Source organism: Maribacter sp. MS6 (assembly GCF_056839185.1).
In genome coordinates this window covers 4314886-4330902 of the sequence record NZ_CM166389.1, presented here as the reverse complement: position 1 = coordinate 4330902, position 16017 = coordinate 4314886, and the positions used below count along the sequence as shown (strand labels likewise).

Annotated in this window: 13 protein-coding genes and 1 other RNA gene; 9 read left to right on the top strand and 5 right to left on the bottom strand. The window is 36.7% G+C overall.

The genetic code is table 11. The features are described 5' to 3' along the window. Positions 1–73 precede the first annotated feature (73 nt). Positions 74–2503: a phenylalanine--tRNA ligase subunit beta gene (gene pheT / locus MS6x_RS18785; RefSeq protein ID WP_482604276.1), complete on the top strand. Its 2430-nt coding sequence runs from the start codon at positions 74–76 to the stop codon at positions 2501–2503. An 11-nt stretch (positions 2504–2514) separates the two neighbouring features. On the opposite strand, the gene MS6x_RS18780 is transcribed toward pheT, so the two are convergent. Beyond that, positions 2515–2997, bottom strand: coding sequence for a fasciclin domain-containing protein (locus MS6x_RS18780; protein ID WP_482604275.1), 483 nt, complete (start codon positions 2995–2997; stop codon positions 2515–2517). 303 nt (positions 2998–3300) lie between these two features. Between MS6x_RS18780 and MS6x_RS18775 the strand changes: the two genes are divergently transcribed. After that, positions 3301–4023 carry a hypothetical protein gene (locus tag MS6x_RS18775; protein WP_482604273.1) on the top strand — a complete coding sequence of 241 codons (723 nt, stop codon included), beginning with the start codon at positions 3301–3303 and terminating at the stop codon, positions 4021–4023. A gap of 20 nt (positions 4024–4043) precedes the next feature. Here the strand turns inward: MS6x_RS18775 and MS6x_RS18770 are convergent, their stop codons facing one another. Both MS6x_RS18770 and MS6x_RS18765 read right to left on the bottom strand, forming a co-directional pair. Beyond that, a complete protein-coding gene (locus MS6x_RS18770) occupies positions 4044–5171 on the bottom strand; it encodes a hypothetical protein (protein ID WP_482604272.1) in 1128 nt (375 codons plus the stop codon). Between the two features lie 26 nt (positions 5172–5197). Next, on the bottom strand, positions 5198–6826 hold the full coding sequence (locus tag MS6x_RS18765; protein WP_482604270.1) for an ABC-F family ATP-binding cassette domain-containing protein: 1629 nt from the start codon (positions 6824–6826) through the stop codon (positions 5198–5200). A 177-nt stretch (positions 6827–7003) separates the two neighbouring features. On the opposite strand from MS6x_RS18765, the gene MS6x_RS18760 reads away from it, so the two are divergent. Beyond that, positions 7004–8386, top strand: coding sequence for a transaldolase (locus tag MS6x_RS18760; RefSeq protein WP_482604269.1), 1383 nt, complete (start codon positions 7004–7006; stop codon positions 8384–8386). A gap of 41 nt (positions 8387–8427) precedes the next feature. Here MS6x_RS18760 and MS6x_RS18755 read toward each other — a convergent pair whose 3' ends face one another. Together MS6x_RS18755 and ffs are read right to left on the bottom strand one after the other, a co-directional pair. Next, entirely contained in the window at positions 8428–9234 is an 807-nt protein-coding gene (locus MS6x_RS18755) for an SDR family oxidoreductase (protein WP_482604267.1), read from the bottom strand. A gap of 123 nt (positions 9235–9357) precedes the next feature. Continuing rightward, an RNA gene (ffs, locus tag MS6x_RS18750) (signal recognition particle sRNA small type) lies at positions 9358–9456 on the bottom strand. Positions 9457–9600: 144 nt separating this feature from the next. Between ffs and MS6x_RS18745 the strand changes: the two genes are divergently transcribed. The 6 genes from MS6x_RS18745 (at position 9601) to MS6x_RS18720 (ending at position 16014) form a co-directional block, all read left to right on the top strand. Beyond that, on the top strand, positions 9601–10656 hold the full coding sequence (locus MS6x_RS18745; protein ID WP_482604265.1) for a glutaminyl-peptide cyclotransferase: 1056 nt from the start codon (positions 9601–9603) through the stop codon (positions 10654–10656). Between the two features lies 1 nt (position 10657). Next, complete coding sequence (locus tag MS6x_RS18740; RefSeq protein WP_482604264.1) at positions 10658–11047, top strand: acyl-CoA thioesterase; 390 nt, start codon at positions 10658–10660, stop codon at positions 11045–11047. A gap of 69 nt (positions 11048–11116) precedes the next feature. Next, complete coding sequence (locus MS6x_RS18735) at positions 11117–12622, top strand: hypothetical protein (protein ID WP_482604262.1); 1506 nt, start codon at positions 11117–11119, stop codon at positions 12620–12622. A gap of 149 nt (positions 12623–12771) precedes the next feature. Next, positions 12772–13506: a LytR/AlgR family response regulator transcription factor gene (locus MS6x_RS18730; protein WP_482604261.1), complete on the top strand. Its 735-nt coding sequence runs from the start codon at positions 12772–12774 to the stop codon at positions 13504–13506. Between the two features lie 140 nt (positions 13507–13646). Further along, complete coding sequence (locus MS6x_RS18725) at positions 13647–13826, top strand: hypothetical protein (protein WP_482604260.1); 180 nt, start codon at positions 13647–13649, stop codon at positions 13824–13826. Positions 13827–13896: 70 nt separating this feature from the next. Beyond that, the gene (locus tag MS6x_RS18720; protein WP_482604259.1) at positions 13897–16014 is read left to right on the top strand and encodes an ATP-binding protein; all 2118 of its coding nucleotides are present in this window, start codon (positions 13897–13899) and stop codon (positions 16012–16014) included. Positions 16015–16017 lie beyond the last annotated feature (3 nt).

Here is a 16017-nt window from a genome sequence, read left to right as displayed (position 1 = left end):
AAAACAAATCAACATCATCTATATTGAATGTCTTATTGCATTGTTTTATCTTTACAAGCTATAAAATTAACGAATGAAAATTTCTTACAACTGGTTAAAACAGTTTATACATATTGATTGGGATTCCCAAAAAACCGGGGAACTTTTAACAGATTTAGGCTTAGAGGTAGAAGGCGTAACAGCGTTTGAATCTGTTAAGGGCGGACTTAAAGGTATTGTGGTAGGGCATGTACTTACGTGTGAAAAGCATCCTAATGCGGACAAACTAAAATTAACATCGGTAGATATAGGCGGGGCTACCCCGTTACAAATTGTTTGTGGTGCACCTAATGTTGCCACGGGACAAAAAGTTCCTGTGGCTACCATAGGCACGACACTATACACAACCGAAGGTGAAGCCTGGACCATTAAAAAAGGTAAGATTAGAGGAGAGGAAAGCCATGGGATGATTTGTGCCGAAGATGAATTGGGTCTTGGAGAAAGTCATGAGGGGATTCTAGTTCTGGAAGAAAGTCTTGCACCAGGAACACCTTGTTCCAAACTTTTTGAAGTAGAGAATGATGAAGTTTTTGAGATTGGATTAACCCCAAACAGGGCAGATGCCATGAGTCATTTTGGCGTTGCGAGAGATTTAAAGGCTGGGCTTTTGCAAAAGGAAATCAAATCGGAATTAATAACACCACCTACAAGTCATTTTAATGTGGACAACCGTTCGCTAAGAATAGATGTAATTGTAGAAGACAAGGAGCTGGCTCCGAGATATTGTGGGGTAACTTTAAGTAATTTAATAGTACAGCCTTCCCCAGACTGGTTAAAGAATAGATTAAAAGCGATCGGAATTGCTCCAAAAAACAATTTAGTCGATGCCACTAATTTTGTACTTCATGATTTAGGCCAACCGTTGCATGCTTTTGACGCAGCAAAGATAAAAGGCGCCAAAATTGTGGTTAAAAGAATGCCAAAAGGTACAAAGTTCACCACCTTGGATGGAATTGAACGTGAATTGCACGAAGAAGATTTAATGATTTGTAACGAAGAGAAACCAATGTGTATAGCAGGCGTATTCGGTGGTTTGCATTCTGGAGTATCGGAACATACGACCGCTATCTTTCTAGAAAGTGCTTATTTTGACCCCATATCAGTTCGAAAATCTGCAAAACGGCATGGATTAAACACCGATGCATCCTTTAGATTTGAACGCGGTATCGACATAGAAAATGTTGAGTATTCCCTAAAACGAGCAGCATTGTTAATTAAAGAAATTGCTGGTGGAGATATAACCTCCGACATTGTAGACGTATATCCTAACAAGAAAAAGGATTTTGAAGTGTTCCTGGCTTTTGAAAAAATAAATAAACTGATTGGGCAAGAAATACCCAAGGACACCATTAAGTCGATTCTGGCCTCTTTGGATATTAAAGTTAAAAATGTAACCGAATCGGGAATGGGACTTTCGGTTCCTTCGTATAGAAATGATGTTCAACGGCAAGTTGATGTTATAGAAGAAATATTACGGGTATATGGTTATAACAATGTAGCATTTAGAGAAAAACTAAATGCTTCCGTTGCAAGCACAAGCGCTTTTGAAGACCATAAAGTACAACATGCCATAGGGAATTTATTGGCTGCTAAAGGTTACTATGAGATTTTAACAAATAGTCTAACTTCTCCCAGCTACCTTACCTTAGTAGAACCTAACGAGCCATCTAAGAAAGAAGTTAGCCTTATAAACCCGCTAAGTGGAGACTTATCAATTTTAAGGAAGAATTCTATCTTTTCCTCATTGGAAATTGCAGCGTATAACATCAACAGAAAAAAGCATAACCTAAGCCTGTTTGAGTTTGGAAAAACCTACCATACTACAGGTGAAAACCGAATTGAGGAAAAATACTTAAGTATTTTGTTAAGCGGGGCAACTCATGCGTCTAGTTGGACGGGAGCGGCAACTCCAAAAGGGTTTTTCCAATTAAAAGCAATTGTAGAAACTGTTTTAGATAAGTTGGGTATAAAAGATAGCGTTAGTCAACCCGATACTACGGGCTTCTTTAGCGAGGGACTTTCTTTGGCAAAAGGCCCTATGACTTTAGTTTCATTTGGCCTTATTAAAAAGGCGATTTTAAAGCCATTTGATATTAAGCAAGATGTTCTTTTCGCAAATTTTAACTGGGATATCATCTTAAAACTAATGAATAAAAAGGGAATTGTATTCACGGAAATTTCCAAATACCCAGAGGTTAAAAGGGATTTTGCTTTGCTTATTGATCAGTCAGTGACATTTAAGGAAGTTTATGAACTAGCTTATAAAACCGAGCGTAAACTTTTAAGAGATGTAAATCTTTTTGATGTGTATGAAGGTGACAAACTACCTAAAGGTAAAAAGTCATATGCCGTAAGCTTCACCTTGCAAGATGACAATAAAACTTTGACAGACAAGCAAATAGAAAAAATAATGTCAAAGCTGCAAAACAGTTTTGAGAACGAACTTAATGCGGAGTTAAGGTAGTGTGAATTATCTTACAGCGTTCTAAGAGGAAGAAAAACGCTATCAATTTCGTGGATAACCCCATTACTTTGAATGGCATCGGCCAATATAATTTTAGCTTTGTTGCCGTATTTATCCGTTAATATAATATCAATTCCTTTCATGCTTGCCGTAATCTTTTGACCTTGGATTGTGGTAAAACTTGCTTTTCCTCCTCCTCTGGACATGGCTCTTAAAATAGCAGAAGCAGAGAGCCTTGCAGCTACGATATGACAGGAAAGAATCGACTTTAACTCTTTTTTATTTTTAGGGTCCATTAACCAATCGGTGGTAACTTCCGAAAGCTTTTCAAAAGCCATGTTAGAAGGAGCGAATACGGTAAATTGACCCTTATAGTCAAGTACTTTGTCCAGCTCAGAAGCGCGCAATACAGATAGTAAGGCACTATGCCTAGTTGACGTTTCAGCCTTGGTAAGAAGAGACTTCTGAGGGGTCAAAACATAATTCGAAACCAATGGAAGAGTTTGGGTCAGTAAAGATTCTTGAGCGTTTGAGACGAGGCCAAATAGCAATATGCACAGAGACACAGGGGATGTCCATTTTTTCATAAAAGCGGTTATGTTCGGGGCGAACGGTTAAACTAATCCATGAAAGGTTAACTTTCTCCGTCAAGATACAATCTAAGTGTAGTGTGACATAATTTTAATGTTCGAATATAACCTATTTAACAAAATATTAACATTTTGAAAGATTAAACAAAATTTTATTGAAATCAATTATTAGGTAACTTTGATAACATTGCTAAAAAAAAGAAAAATATGTTCCTAGAAAAAACAAACATTCAGAAAAAGTTAGCTAACGAAAAGGCTAAAAATCCAATTGGCGAACAACAAGTTTTGGATGAAGTGTTTGCAATCCTAAAGGATTTAGATGTTCAAGATAACCGAATCAAAAAAAGTATCTCTAACGGAGGCGGTGCTTCGACAAATAATTTTGAATTCGATTTATTGGAAACATCAAGAATATTTCACATTACGGATATCAAAAACATTTGCATCGATTATCGTCTGCGTTTTTTAGATTCTCGCTATTTTAAGGGGGAAATACCAAAAGAAGGCATTTCCGAAATAAAATCGTTAGAAAAAAATCATGGAATAGAATTAAAAGGTTTCAAGATTATCGCTCCTTCAAAACTGTTTAAGTTAGAGGACAAAGACGACCCTTTATTGTTCGCACCTATTGGTAACGGATATTTCTATTTAATTCATCAATGGGGCAACGACTTGCATCCATTACGAAAGGCCCTAATGTGGCCGTTCAAGAATGTAGTAAATCTTGCAATGGTCGTGTTTGCCATTAGTCTTTTGGTTACAATGATGGTTCCGGAAGGCTTGTTCTCAAAATCTAACTCATCTGCAGAATTTTGGATACTCTTTTTCTTTATGTTTAAGTCTATCGCTTCTGTCGTAATTTTTTATGGCTTTGCCGCAGGGAAAAACTTTAATCCGGTAATTTGGAACAGCAAGTATTTTAACGCGTAATAATTAGCATTGAACTGAGCTTAGTTAGCAGGAACTATTAAGAAGGGGATATCTGCCACATCCAGATTGTCTACGAATTTCAAATTTGGTGCTGGTGATATCCTTATAATTCCGCCGCCTTGGACCGAATTCTTTTCGTAGCCGATTAGTATTAGATTATTGATGTTATCAAAACTAACCGCGGTAGCGGACTTAACATTGTATTCAACCTTAAGTTGCGTTTCGTTTAAAAAATTTTCGAAATAGTAAAGCACGGTACTTTTTTTATCAAAATCGTGCATTGCAGTTATTGTTTTTGTTTGTCCCGTTAACGAATCATTTCTAACATAGTACATGTTTCCATTTTCATCAAAGGCAGTGTTTTCAGCGGTATAGAAGTGAGGCTGGCTACCAAAGGCGTACCTTGTAAAGGTGGCTTCTAAGGAGTTACCATCCAATAGCATATGGGAATCTGGATAGCTTACAATAATGTCACCAGTCGCTGTTTTAAATATAGTGCCAACCTCAAATCCCATGTCCATTTCAAGTATTTCTGTATGTTCTACAAAATCAAACACGGTAAGTGCATTTTTTTCGGTTCGGTTCTCGTCCCAGGTTAACACATAAAGCCTGGTATCGGATGTCACTAATTTTACTGGTTTTTTAGTGAGTTCGTAATCCCTATACTCGCTCGTGTCTAAATCTACACTTCTAACAAAAAACGTTTGTTCTTTAGGTCCGATCGTTATAACGTAGGAAAGGAAAACCGTATTAGCTTGCCTTGTTATTGCAGTTACACTTAGCAGACAAGAAGATAAATCGGAAAACATAGGAACAGAAAACCCTGCCGTATCCTTAAAATCATACAAAACCAAATTGCCTTCACAATTACCAATATTACGATAGGACATAAGGGTAGTCCCGTCTTCAACTGTTAGGGAAGATATACTAGACGTAAATTGGAAGCTTTCGGCATCTGTTAGAAAAAGACCCTCGGAAGATGATGAAATATTTTTAGTGTAAAGTTCCTTGGAATTCGACAAAACAACATAGTAATCAGCAGGGCTTATTATGAGTTCATCATCTCGTAATGAGGAATCATCTGACTCACTGCAACCTACTAGTATAGCGCACAAAAGTAAACTGGTGAACAATTTCCAGATTTTCATGATGTATGTATTGGTTAGATGTAATGCTAAACCGGAACAGTATACATCTTGCCCCTCTGCTCCTTTAATGCCTTATCTGACATGTATTCATCAAACGTAGAATAGCGGTCAATATTGCCTTTCGGAGTCAGTTCAATAATCCTGTTTGCCACCGTTTCTGCGAATTCGTGATCATGGGTAGTAAAGAGTACGGTGCCTTTAAAGTTCTTTAACGAGTTATTAAATGCTGTAATACTTTCTAAGTCCAAGTGGTTTGTGGGTTCGTCAAGCATGAGCACGTTTGCTCTTAACATCATCATTCTACTCAACATACATCTCACTTTTTCCCCTCCTGAAAGTACCGTGCATTTTTTCAATGCTTCTTCACCACTAAAAAGCATTTTACCCAAAAAACCTCTGATATAAACTTCTTCACGTTCTTCTTCTGTGGTAGCCCATTGGCGTAACCAATCTACCAGATTTATATTTTGTTCAAAGTAGTGGGAATTATCTGCAGGGAGATAAGATTGGGTAGTAGTAACGCCCCATTGAAAAGTTCCACTGTCGGCTTGCCGCTTATTATTTATGATCTCATAAAAAGCAGTTGTAGCTCTTGAGTCCCTAGATATTATGGCTATTTTATCTCCTTTGGAAAGGTTAATATTTACATTATCGAATAACAGCTCGCCTTCCTCAGTGGTTGCGGAAAGTCCATCAATATTTAATATTTGGTCCCCTGCTTCTCTGTCCCTATCAAATATGATGGCAGGGTACCTTCTGCTAGATGGTTTTATATCATCTATTTTTAGTTTGGACAACATCTTCTTCCGCGAAGTAGCTTGTTTACTTTTAGCTACGTTTGCGCTAAATCTCATAATGAATTCCTGAAGCTCCTTTGCCTTTTCCTCTGATTTTTTGTTCTGTTGTGCACGCTGTCTGGCCGCTAACTGACTGCTTTCATACCAAAACGTATAATTTCCAGAGTATAGGTTTAGTTTTCCAAAATCTATATCTCCAATATGGGTACATACGGTATCCAAGAAGTGACGGTCATGTGAAACTACGATTACCGTATTCTCATAAGCAGCCAAGAAGTTCTCCAACCAATTTATGGTTTCATAATCCAAATCATTGGTTGGCTCATCCATTATCAAAACATCGGGGTTCCCAAAAAGAGCTTGGGCCAACAACACCCTTACTTTTAATTTGGAATCCAAGTCGGACATTAATGTATAGTGCTGATCGTCATTGATTCCTAAATTAGATAATAACGAAGCAGCATTGCTCTCCGCATTCCAACCGTTCATCTCCTCAAACTGTACTTGCAACTCCCCTATTCGTTCTGCATTCTTATCATCATAATCTGCGTATAAAGCGTCTATTTCCTTTTTTATTTCATACAAAGGCTTATTTCCTTTAACAACGGTTTCCAAAACAGTAAAGGCATCTGAAGAATTATGATTCTGCTCTAGGATGGACATTCTTTTGTTTGGTTCTAAATGTACATGACCAGAAGTGGGGTCTATCTGACCCGAAATAATTTTCAGCAATGTTGATTTACCGGCTCCATTGGCACCAATGATACCATAACAATTTCCTTGAGTGAAGGTAACATTGACTTCATCAAATAAAACTCTTTTACCAAACTGAACCGATAGATTAGATACAGATAACATAACTACTTCTTTTTAAAATCCGTGCAAAAATAGCTAATTTTATACGCTTACGCTAACATTCTTAAGGCGTTTCGTTCATGCCAATCCCTATCGTAGGAGCGCAAAATATTTAACGCACCATTAACAGGATGCGATATAGGTGTTCCTTAAATTTGAATCAAATCATTTGCTTTTGATATGAAGGGAGTTTTACCTCTTGTAATTATACTTTTTGTACTTGGTTGCAATACAGAACAAAAGAAGGATTACGTTTTATTTGCTGGGGAAATCGTTAATCCAAGTAGCGACTATGTGGTGCTCTTGAAGGGTACTCAGATAATAGATTCGGCAAAGCTAGATGAATCCAATCGTTTTACATTTAAACTGAAATCTGTTGAGGACGGCTTGTATAATTTCAATCATGCTCCTGAGTACCAATACGTTTATCTCGAAAAAGGAGATAGCCTTTTGGTTCGTTTAAATACCCTCTATTTTGATGAGTCGCTTGTTTTTTCGGGTAACAATGAAGAAATAAATAATTTTTTATTGGAGTTATTCTTGTCGGATGAGGAGGAGCAGGAAAGGATACGTAAAGATTATTATGCACTGGAATCCGAGGAATTTATAACCAAAATAAACCAACTCAGAAAAGCCAAATTACAAACAGTTGCAACGATAAAAAAAGAGTCTCAATTATCGGACATGGCAGTTAGGATAGCCAACGCGAGTGTTGATTACACTTATTACGGCTATATGGAGATGTATCCTTTTGAACACAAAAGAAAGCTTAGGGAGCACGGTCTTCAAGAATTGAGCGATACGTTTTATGACTACAGAAAAAGTATTAATTATAACGATAAAGAGCTAAACTATCTTAGGCCCTATTACGATTTTATGAAATCGCATTTGAGCAATATTACTTACATGACTTGTAAAAAAGCCTGTGGTGATACCATGCGACCAACGAGTAATCAACTTCATTTTAATCAGCATAAGCTTCATGTTATAGATAGTTTGGTTGTAGAAAAAGAATTAAGGGATAATTTATTCAGAAATGTTGCTTTTGATTACTTGCTAAAGGAACATGACTCTCCCGAGAATAATAAATCTTTCTTAGATGATTTCGTAACCGTTTCCGGTAATAATATGCACATAGCTGAAATAGAGCATCTTTATGAAGGAATTAGAAATATACAACCAAATCATGCTATACCTTCCATTGCCGTTCTTAATGAAAGTGATGAGTATGTAACACTACCTGAAATTGGTAAAAATAAAAATACTGTCTTTTATTTTTGGACCGCTACAAACAAAACACACTACCAGAATATTTTTAAGAGAGTACGCGAACTCTCCGAATCTAAGCCTCAATTTGAGTACGTGGGTATCAATTTTCATACCGATAAGAAAAGTTGGAAAGGTATCGTAGAACATGCCGGAATGGATATAGATAAACAATTTAGGACAGAAAATTTTGAAGAAGCGAACAGAAAATTAGTCATCTACCCAATGAACAAATGTATTATTACCAATGATACACTTATCGTAGACGCTTTTACCAATATTTACGCCAACTTCTAAGCACAAGTTTCATTTTGATTTGTTTAAATCATAGTTCAGTATTAATTGCTATAATTGATCAACAACTTCTCATACCACTTATCCGGTAACATTCGCTTTAGTACAATCGAAAATTTTTGGAAAAAAGACCCTACCTTATAATGAATTCTTGGATTTTTTTTAAGCATTATTCTATATACCAGTTTAGCAACGTCCAGCGGATCTCCCCCGTTGTCTACATGCTTGTCTATAGTACCTAGGGTTTTCCCATAAGCAACTTCGTAAGGTGAGCCTTTGGTAATTGGTACATGATAACGCCCAGCTGCAATGGCCGTTGCAAAATCACCTGGGGCAATACAGGTTGCCTGTATACCAAAGTCACTTGTTTCTAGTCTTAGGCTTTCCGTAATAGTTTCAAGGGCACCTTTGGTTGCCGAATAAATTCCCCTGTACGGTAAACCCATATAGCCGGCAATAGATGTAATATTAATAATCAACCCCTTCTTTTGAACACGCATTTGGGGTAGTATCGCCTTTATTACATTAAGTGGTCCGTTAAAATTGGTATCAAAAGCATTTAGGATTTCAATGTGGGGCGTTTCCTCTAAAGGTCCCGTTATCCCAACCCCAGCATTGTTAATCAACACGTCTATACGACCCGCTTCCTTTAAAAGTTCCGACACCGCTAGCTCAATAGTTTTCGGTTCCCTTACATCCATTTCCAATAAATTAAAATCACTAAAGTTGGGATACTTTTTTTTATTACGTGTAGTGCCATAAACGGTATGCCCTTTTGACGTTAAATACGTACCAATTGCTTTTCCAATCCCAGAGGATCCACCAGTAATAAGAACAATTTTAGATTCCATTGTAATAGTAATTAATAAATATCGTGGGAAGTAATGTACTGATTTTTAATTCTTTTAATGTAGTTAAAAAATAAAAGTCAAACTTAATGAAGAAAGTTTTTATGGTTGACTTTAAGGCACAAAAAAAGGCAAGCTACCTACATCGCACCGCTACAACCATATACCCTTGCTGCGTTCCCACCCTGGGGGATTCTACAGGAGCTGGTCGTGTAGGACTTGCCGGCTGCAAAGATACGATGTTTTAAAACTTTTACAATTCTTTTCCAAACTAAATTTTATGAATTCTCATGGTTTAGCAGCTACCGACTTAAGGCCTTCCCGTTTGTATGTATTACTTTTGTTATTTCACGTTTTAATTATTGTCCAATGAGTTATTTTAAGATTATATATTCCAGTTTTCTCATCGCCGTTATTTCCTCCTGCGGAAGCGGAAACCAAAAGCCGTCCGCTCTTTTTACTATTGTTTTGGAAGGGGACAAAACTACTTTGCAGCAAGGAGATGAGGTAAGGGTAAGCATTAAAAACCTCGCAGATGAAGAAATACAAGATGTTGTTTATAGTGTTGATGAGAATAAATTACAATTAGATAATAACATGTTAACGTTCAATTTTCCAAAACTTGGAAATAAAATACTCACGGCTTCCATCACCTACGATGAAAAGACGGTTGAAGTCACAAAAAACATTAAGGTTCTTGCAAAAAACGCACCCGAATTGTATACCTACACTATTATCAATGAATTTCCGCATGATAACAAAGCTTATACCCAAGGACTCGAATTTTATAACGATACGCTTTACGAGGGAACGGGCAAAAGAGGAAGGTCATTTCTACGCAGCGTTGATTTTAGGACGGGCAAAGTGCTGCAGCAAATAGATTTGGACGACACCTATTTTGGTGAAGGAATAACGATACTTAATGATAAGATATATCAACTGACATGGCAAAGTGGAATTGGTTTCATCTACGACCGGAAAGACTTAAAAAAACTGGATAATTTTCAATACGGAGCTAGTAAGGAAGGTTGGGGACTTACTAATGATGGAAAGCAACTATTTAAGAGCGATGGTTCTGAGAAAATATGGACATTGAATCCAGAAACCCTTATTGAAGAAGGGTATATAGAAATAGTTACCAACTCATCTATGTTCAACGAAACCAACGAGCTAGAATATGTAGATGGTAAAATCTATGCAAACGTTTACGGGAAAGCTGGCGTCATGATAATCGATAGTAGCACAGGAGCTATTGAAGGTGTTGTGAATTTTGGAGGCTTAAGTGATAAAGTAACGAAAACCGCTACTTGGGTAGCTAGTGACAACGTATTGAACGGGATTGCATATCATCCTGATAGAAAAACATTTTTTGTGACCGGTAAGGAATGGGACAAGCTTTTTGAAGTACAAATTCATAAGAAGTAAAATGAATCACTACCAAACAAAAATAGTAGTTACAGCAGATGACTTAGACGATTTAGACCATGTAAACAATGTTAGATACGTACAGTGGATTCAGGATATTTCTAAGGAGCACTGGCAAAAGAAGGCCCCAAAAGAAATTCAAGAAGAAGTGGTATGGGTGGTGATGACACATCATATTACCTATAAATCTGCAGCAGTGCTAGATGACGAAATAGTGTTGACAACCTACATAGAAAATAGCAAAGGCGCCAAATGCACCAGAGTTGTAGAAATTAACCTTGCCAAAACAAATACCCTTTTGGTACGTTCTAGTACAGAGTGGTGCCTATTAAACAGAACTAATTTTAGGCCAATGAGAATATCTGAAAAAATCGAGAAAATCTTTTTATAACGCTTACTAATTTTTGCTATTATTAAATTTCGTAAATCAAGTCTTACTGTTGTCATACTTCTAGGAATAGTGTTCTGGAGCAGTTCTTGCCGAAAAAATTTTGAATATGCACCTAGTGCTGGCAACCTTTCTTTTTCTAGGGATACCGTTTTTTTGGATACTGTTTTCAACACTATCGGAAGTAGTACGTATTCCTTAAAAATCTACAACGAAACTCGAGATGATGTATCCATACCGTCGATAAGACTTTTCAACGGGCCAGCTAGTTTTTACAGACTTAACGTTGATGGTGTTGCGGGGAAGAGTTTCCAGAATATACCTATCAAAGCTAGGGACAGCATGTTTGTGTTTATTGAAACTACCGCTAATATTGTCGATAACTCTGATAATAACATGTTGTATACCGACGAACTTATTTTCGATTCTGGGGTAGACCAACAAGAAGTCGCATTGGTGACTTTGGTAAAAGATGCCGTTTTTTTGTATCCAAACAAAACTGCAGAGGGCACAAAGGAAACGATACGCCTGTCTATTGATGCCGAGGGTAACGAGATACGGGCCGAAGGTTTTGAATTAACCGATAGTGAACTGCTTTTTACAAATGAAAAACCATATATTGTTTATGGCTATGCAGCCGTTCCAACTGATAAGGAATTGATAATAGATGCAGGGGCAAGGATTCATTTTCATAAAGATTCCGGACTATTAGTTAAAGAAGGTGCTTCTATTACTATTAGCGGAAAACGTAGTGTTGATAAGGAGTTGATGGAAGGCGAAGTGATTTTTGAAGGTGATCGGTTAGAACCTGCATTTTCCGAAACTCCAGGTCAGTGGGGCACTTTTTGGATTGCACCTGGTAGCATCAATAATAGTATAGCCCATTTAACGCTTAAAAATGGAAGTATTGGGCTATTAGTAGAGGGAGATAACCAACTCCTATCACCCACTTTATCAATTGCCAACAGTCGTATTTTTAATAATTCTCGTCATAACATTTGGGCTAAAACAGCTTTTATCGAAGCTGAAAATGTAGTGCTAGGCGGCGCGGGAAGCGCTTCTTTATTTTGTAATTTAGGTGGTAATTATAGTTTTACCCATTGCACTATAGCGAACTATTGGAATAAAGGCTTCCGAACGAGAGCCGCTTTGGAAATAGATAATTTCGTTCGTTCATCACCAACGAATATGATTACCAGAGATTTAGTGAAAGCCGATTTTAAGAATTGTATTATCGCTGGTAATTCACAAGTAGAACTAACTCTGCGTTTTAACGAGGGGACTCAGTTTAACTATAGTCTTACTCACTGCCTCCTTACCTTTAACGATTTTAATAATCAATTTACAACTGATCCCCTATATAATTTTAACGATAGCGAAAACTATACGAATTTGTTTCTTAACCGTACTGCTGATTTTTTCTTTTCGGCACGAAACGATTTTAGGATTGGTTTAGAATCCGAAGCTATAAACAATGCCTCCCTCGAATTTGCCCAAGAAGTTCCAGTAGACCTTTTGGGAACTAATCGGACTTTAGCACCGGATATTGGAAGCTATCAAGCCGTTTCTCGGGAATAATACTGCTAACACAGCAAGCAAATTGAAAGAAAATTCTTTCAAATCATTAAACATGAGGTCGATTAAGACGAAAACCTCCATTTTTATAAGGACATTCTAATATCAATTCTTAACGTGTATTGGTACCTTGCTTGTATAAGACTAATATTTTGGAGTATTCTTACACAATTATAGATTCGGATGCCGCTTCCAAATTGCAACTACAGTCATTTTTGGAAGAATACGGCAACTTTGAGTGTATCGGATTTTCAAAAACATCGCATGATGGACTCAACCATATATTAAAGTATACCCCCGACGTTGTTTTTGTTCATTTAAACGACCAAGCTTCGACTCTTTTTCAAATGGTAACCGAGCTACATCAGTATATGTCTAGTTTACCCATTTTTATAGGTATAGCAAAAACAAAAGATTATGCTTACGAGGCTATAAAGAATAATTTTTTCGATTACTGGCTGCAACCTTATAACGAGTTTGATATTCGCAAATCTATATTACGACTTAGAAAATCAATTCCTGAAAAAGAAGATGTTCAGAATACCTTATGTCTTAAGTCATATAAGGACTTTCACTTTTTAGACACCAATGACATCCTTTATTTGCAAGCAGACAATAATACTACTGAGTTCTATATGGCAGACGGTACCGTTAATAATGCCTATAAAACCTTAAAAACCTTTGAAAATAAACTTCCGAAGAACTTCGTGCGCATACATCAAAGCTATATTGTAAATACCGATTACATCTCCCGTATTAACTTTGGCAAGAACAACTGCGCCTTAAAATCGGTAAAAAGGCCACTCCCCTTTTCAAAATCCTATCGCGAGAATATGGATAATCTGAAGCAGATTTTGTCTAAAAAATCCGTCTCCAGCCTTAATTAACCAAATACTCTCAAAACCCGTCCATTTACTCACAGATTCGTACCACTTCCTTAAACGGTCTTCGTTTCGCTAAATCCACGTAGGAAGAATATTACTTTGGTAACATCAAATAAAAATGTTGAACCAAAATAATAAAGAAGATGAAAAAACTAGTAAGTATTGCAGCAGTAGCCTTAATGGCATTCGGATTAACTTCTTATGTAGCAGAAAACACCGCAGACGAGTTTGAATTTATGAGCGATTTAAGTACGATGTTGGCTTGTGATAATTGTTCTACCCAATCAAGTGAACGAGATGATCCTAATAAGAAAACCGCATAAAGAATTACATTTTAATAATATTGTAAAGCCTTAGACATCTTGTTTAAGGCTTTTTGTTATCTTGTAATCTATGTTATTAAGACACCAATTTTTAGAGGATGCCATTTATTTTTACGTATTACTAGTTTTAAGTGTTTTTTCTTCAAGCAATAGTACTGCACAAAAGAATACGGCAGAAAAAAACGAAAAAATAGATAGTGTATCCATATATATTACAAAAAGCAAAAACGATTCAGTTTCGGATGCCGAAAAGCTCAAACTATTACTAAAAGGACTGCATTATTCAGATAGAATAAAAGACGATAAATTAAAATCCAAAGCGTTCTCTAAACTTTCTTTCGCTGCATATCAGCAAGGTGATTCTATTTTATTCAGAAAGACTAACCGTACCGCTATTATATTAGCGAGTAGAGTAATGGATTCAATTGCTCTGGCGGAAGCCTATTGGGATCTTGGAGCTTTTTTTGAAAGAGTTTCAGTTCCAGATAGTGCCTATTATAATTATTCAAAGGCTCAACAGCTGTATGAAGCAAATGAGAATTCTTTGCTTTCCAGTAGACTATTACTAATAATGGCGAAGCAACAAGAAGCGGTAAAGGACTACGTGGGAAGTGAGTCCAATATTATATTAGCTATACAACAACTAAAGCCTATTGATGATTTTAAGCAGTTGTATTTCGCCTATAATCAATTGGGGATTGTGGCCAAAGACCTAGGTGAATACGATAAAGCAATCGAACACTATAACCAGGCACACTTGTATGCTAACAAATTCGATGCTAGATCACACGAACTACTACGGATCAAAAATAATTTAGGTGTGGTGTACCAACACAAAAAGGAATTTACGAATGCCATTCAAAACTTCGAATCTATTTTAGAAACAGATAGTATTAAACCCAAAAACACGGAATTATACTCCAAAACCCTAAATAACTTGGCGTACAGCAAGCTGCAATTAAGAGATACTGTTGGTGTGGTGCAATTAATTACAGAATCAATTCATTTAAAAGACAGCTTAGGATTAGAAAGTTCTTTGGCTAGTTCTTATGCAAGCCTTGCGGAATACCATTGGTTACAAAACGATACCACAACCGCTATTTCGGCCGCTTTACAATCCAGGGAAATTGCACTAGAGACAAGCAATAACGAAAGGCTCTTAGAAACGCTTGAATATTTAACAAAAATTGATGCAGAAAATGCATCGGAATACGCGCTTGAATATTATGATTTAAGTAATACATTACAGCAAGAAGAACGCCAAGCCCGTAACAAATTCGCCAGAATCCGTTTTGAGACCGATGAATTTATTGCCGAGAACGAAGTACTGTCAGAAGAGAAAGAAATTCTTTCCAGACAAATGCAAATTTGGGCGGCTCTTGCCGCTGGATTCTTTCTTTTAGGAATTGCTATTTATATTATTATAAATCAGCGAGCTAAAAATCAAAAATTACGATTTCAGCAACAGCAGCAATCCAATAATCAAGAAATATTTAACCTTATGCTCGCACAAAAGCAAAAGGTAGATGAAGTTAAGCGCTTGGAACAAAAAAGAATTTCAGAGGAGCTCCATGACGGTGTACTGGGAAAAATGCTAGGCGCTAGAATGGTATTGACAGGACTTAATAAAAAAGCAGACGAGGATGCCATAAAAGAACGATACGAAGCCATTTCCGCCTTAAAAAATATAGAAAACGAACTTCGCTCCATTTCTCATGAGCTAAGCCATACGGCCTACCAGAAAATAAATAACTTTGCAAATTCTATTGATGAACTACTGGCATCTACCAAAGAAAAAACCAACATAAATACCATATTCAATTACAACGAAGACGAACATTGGGATGATCTTATTGGGGATATAAAGATAAATGTATATCGAATTATTCAAGAAAACCTGCAAAATGCCATAAAACATTCTGGCTGTTCTAATTTCTTTGTTAACTTTGAATTGGACGAAACCAAATTTGTGGTAACCATTGGAGATGATGGTAAAGGTTTCGTTTTTGATAAAGAAAGAAAGGGAATTGGTATTCGAAATATCAAATCCAGAGTCGGAAAAATAAATGGTACTTGGACCATAGAAACAGCTCCCAATAAGGGAACTCTAATGAAATTAACTATTCCGGCAGTATATAGCAGTTCACCAAGCATTGAGATGAAAACCAGATATCAAAGTGTTGATTAAAAT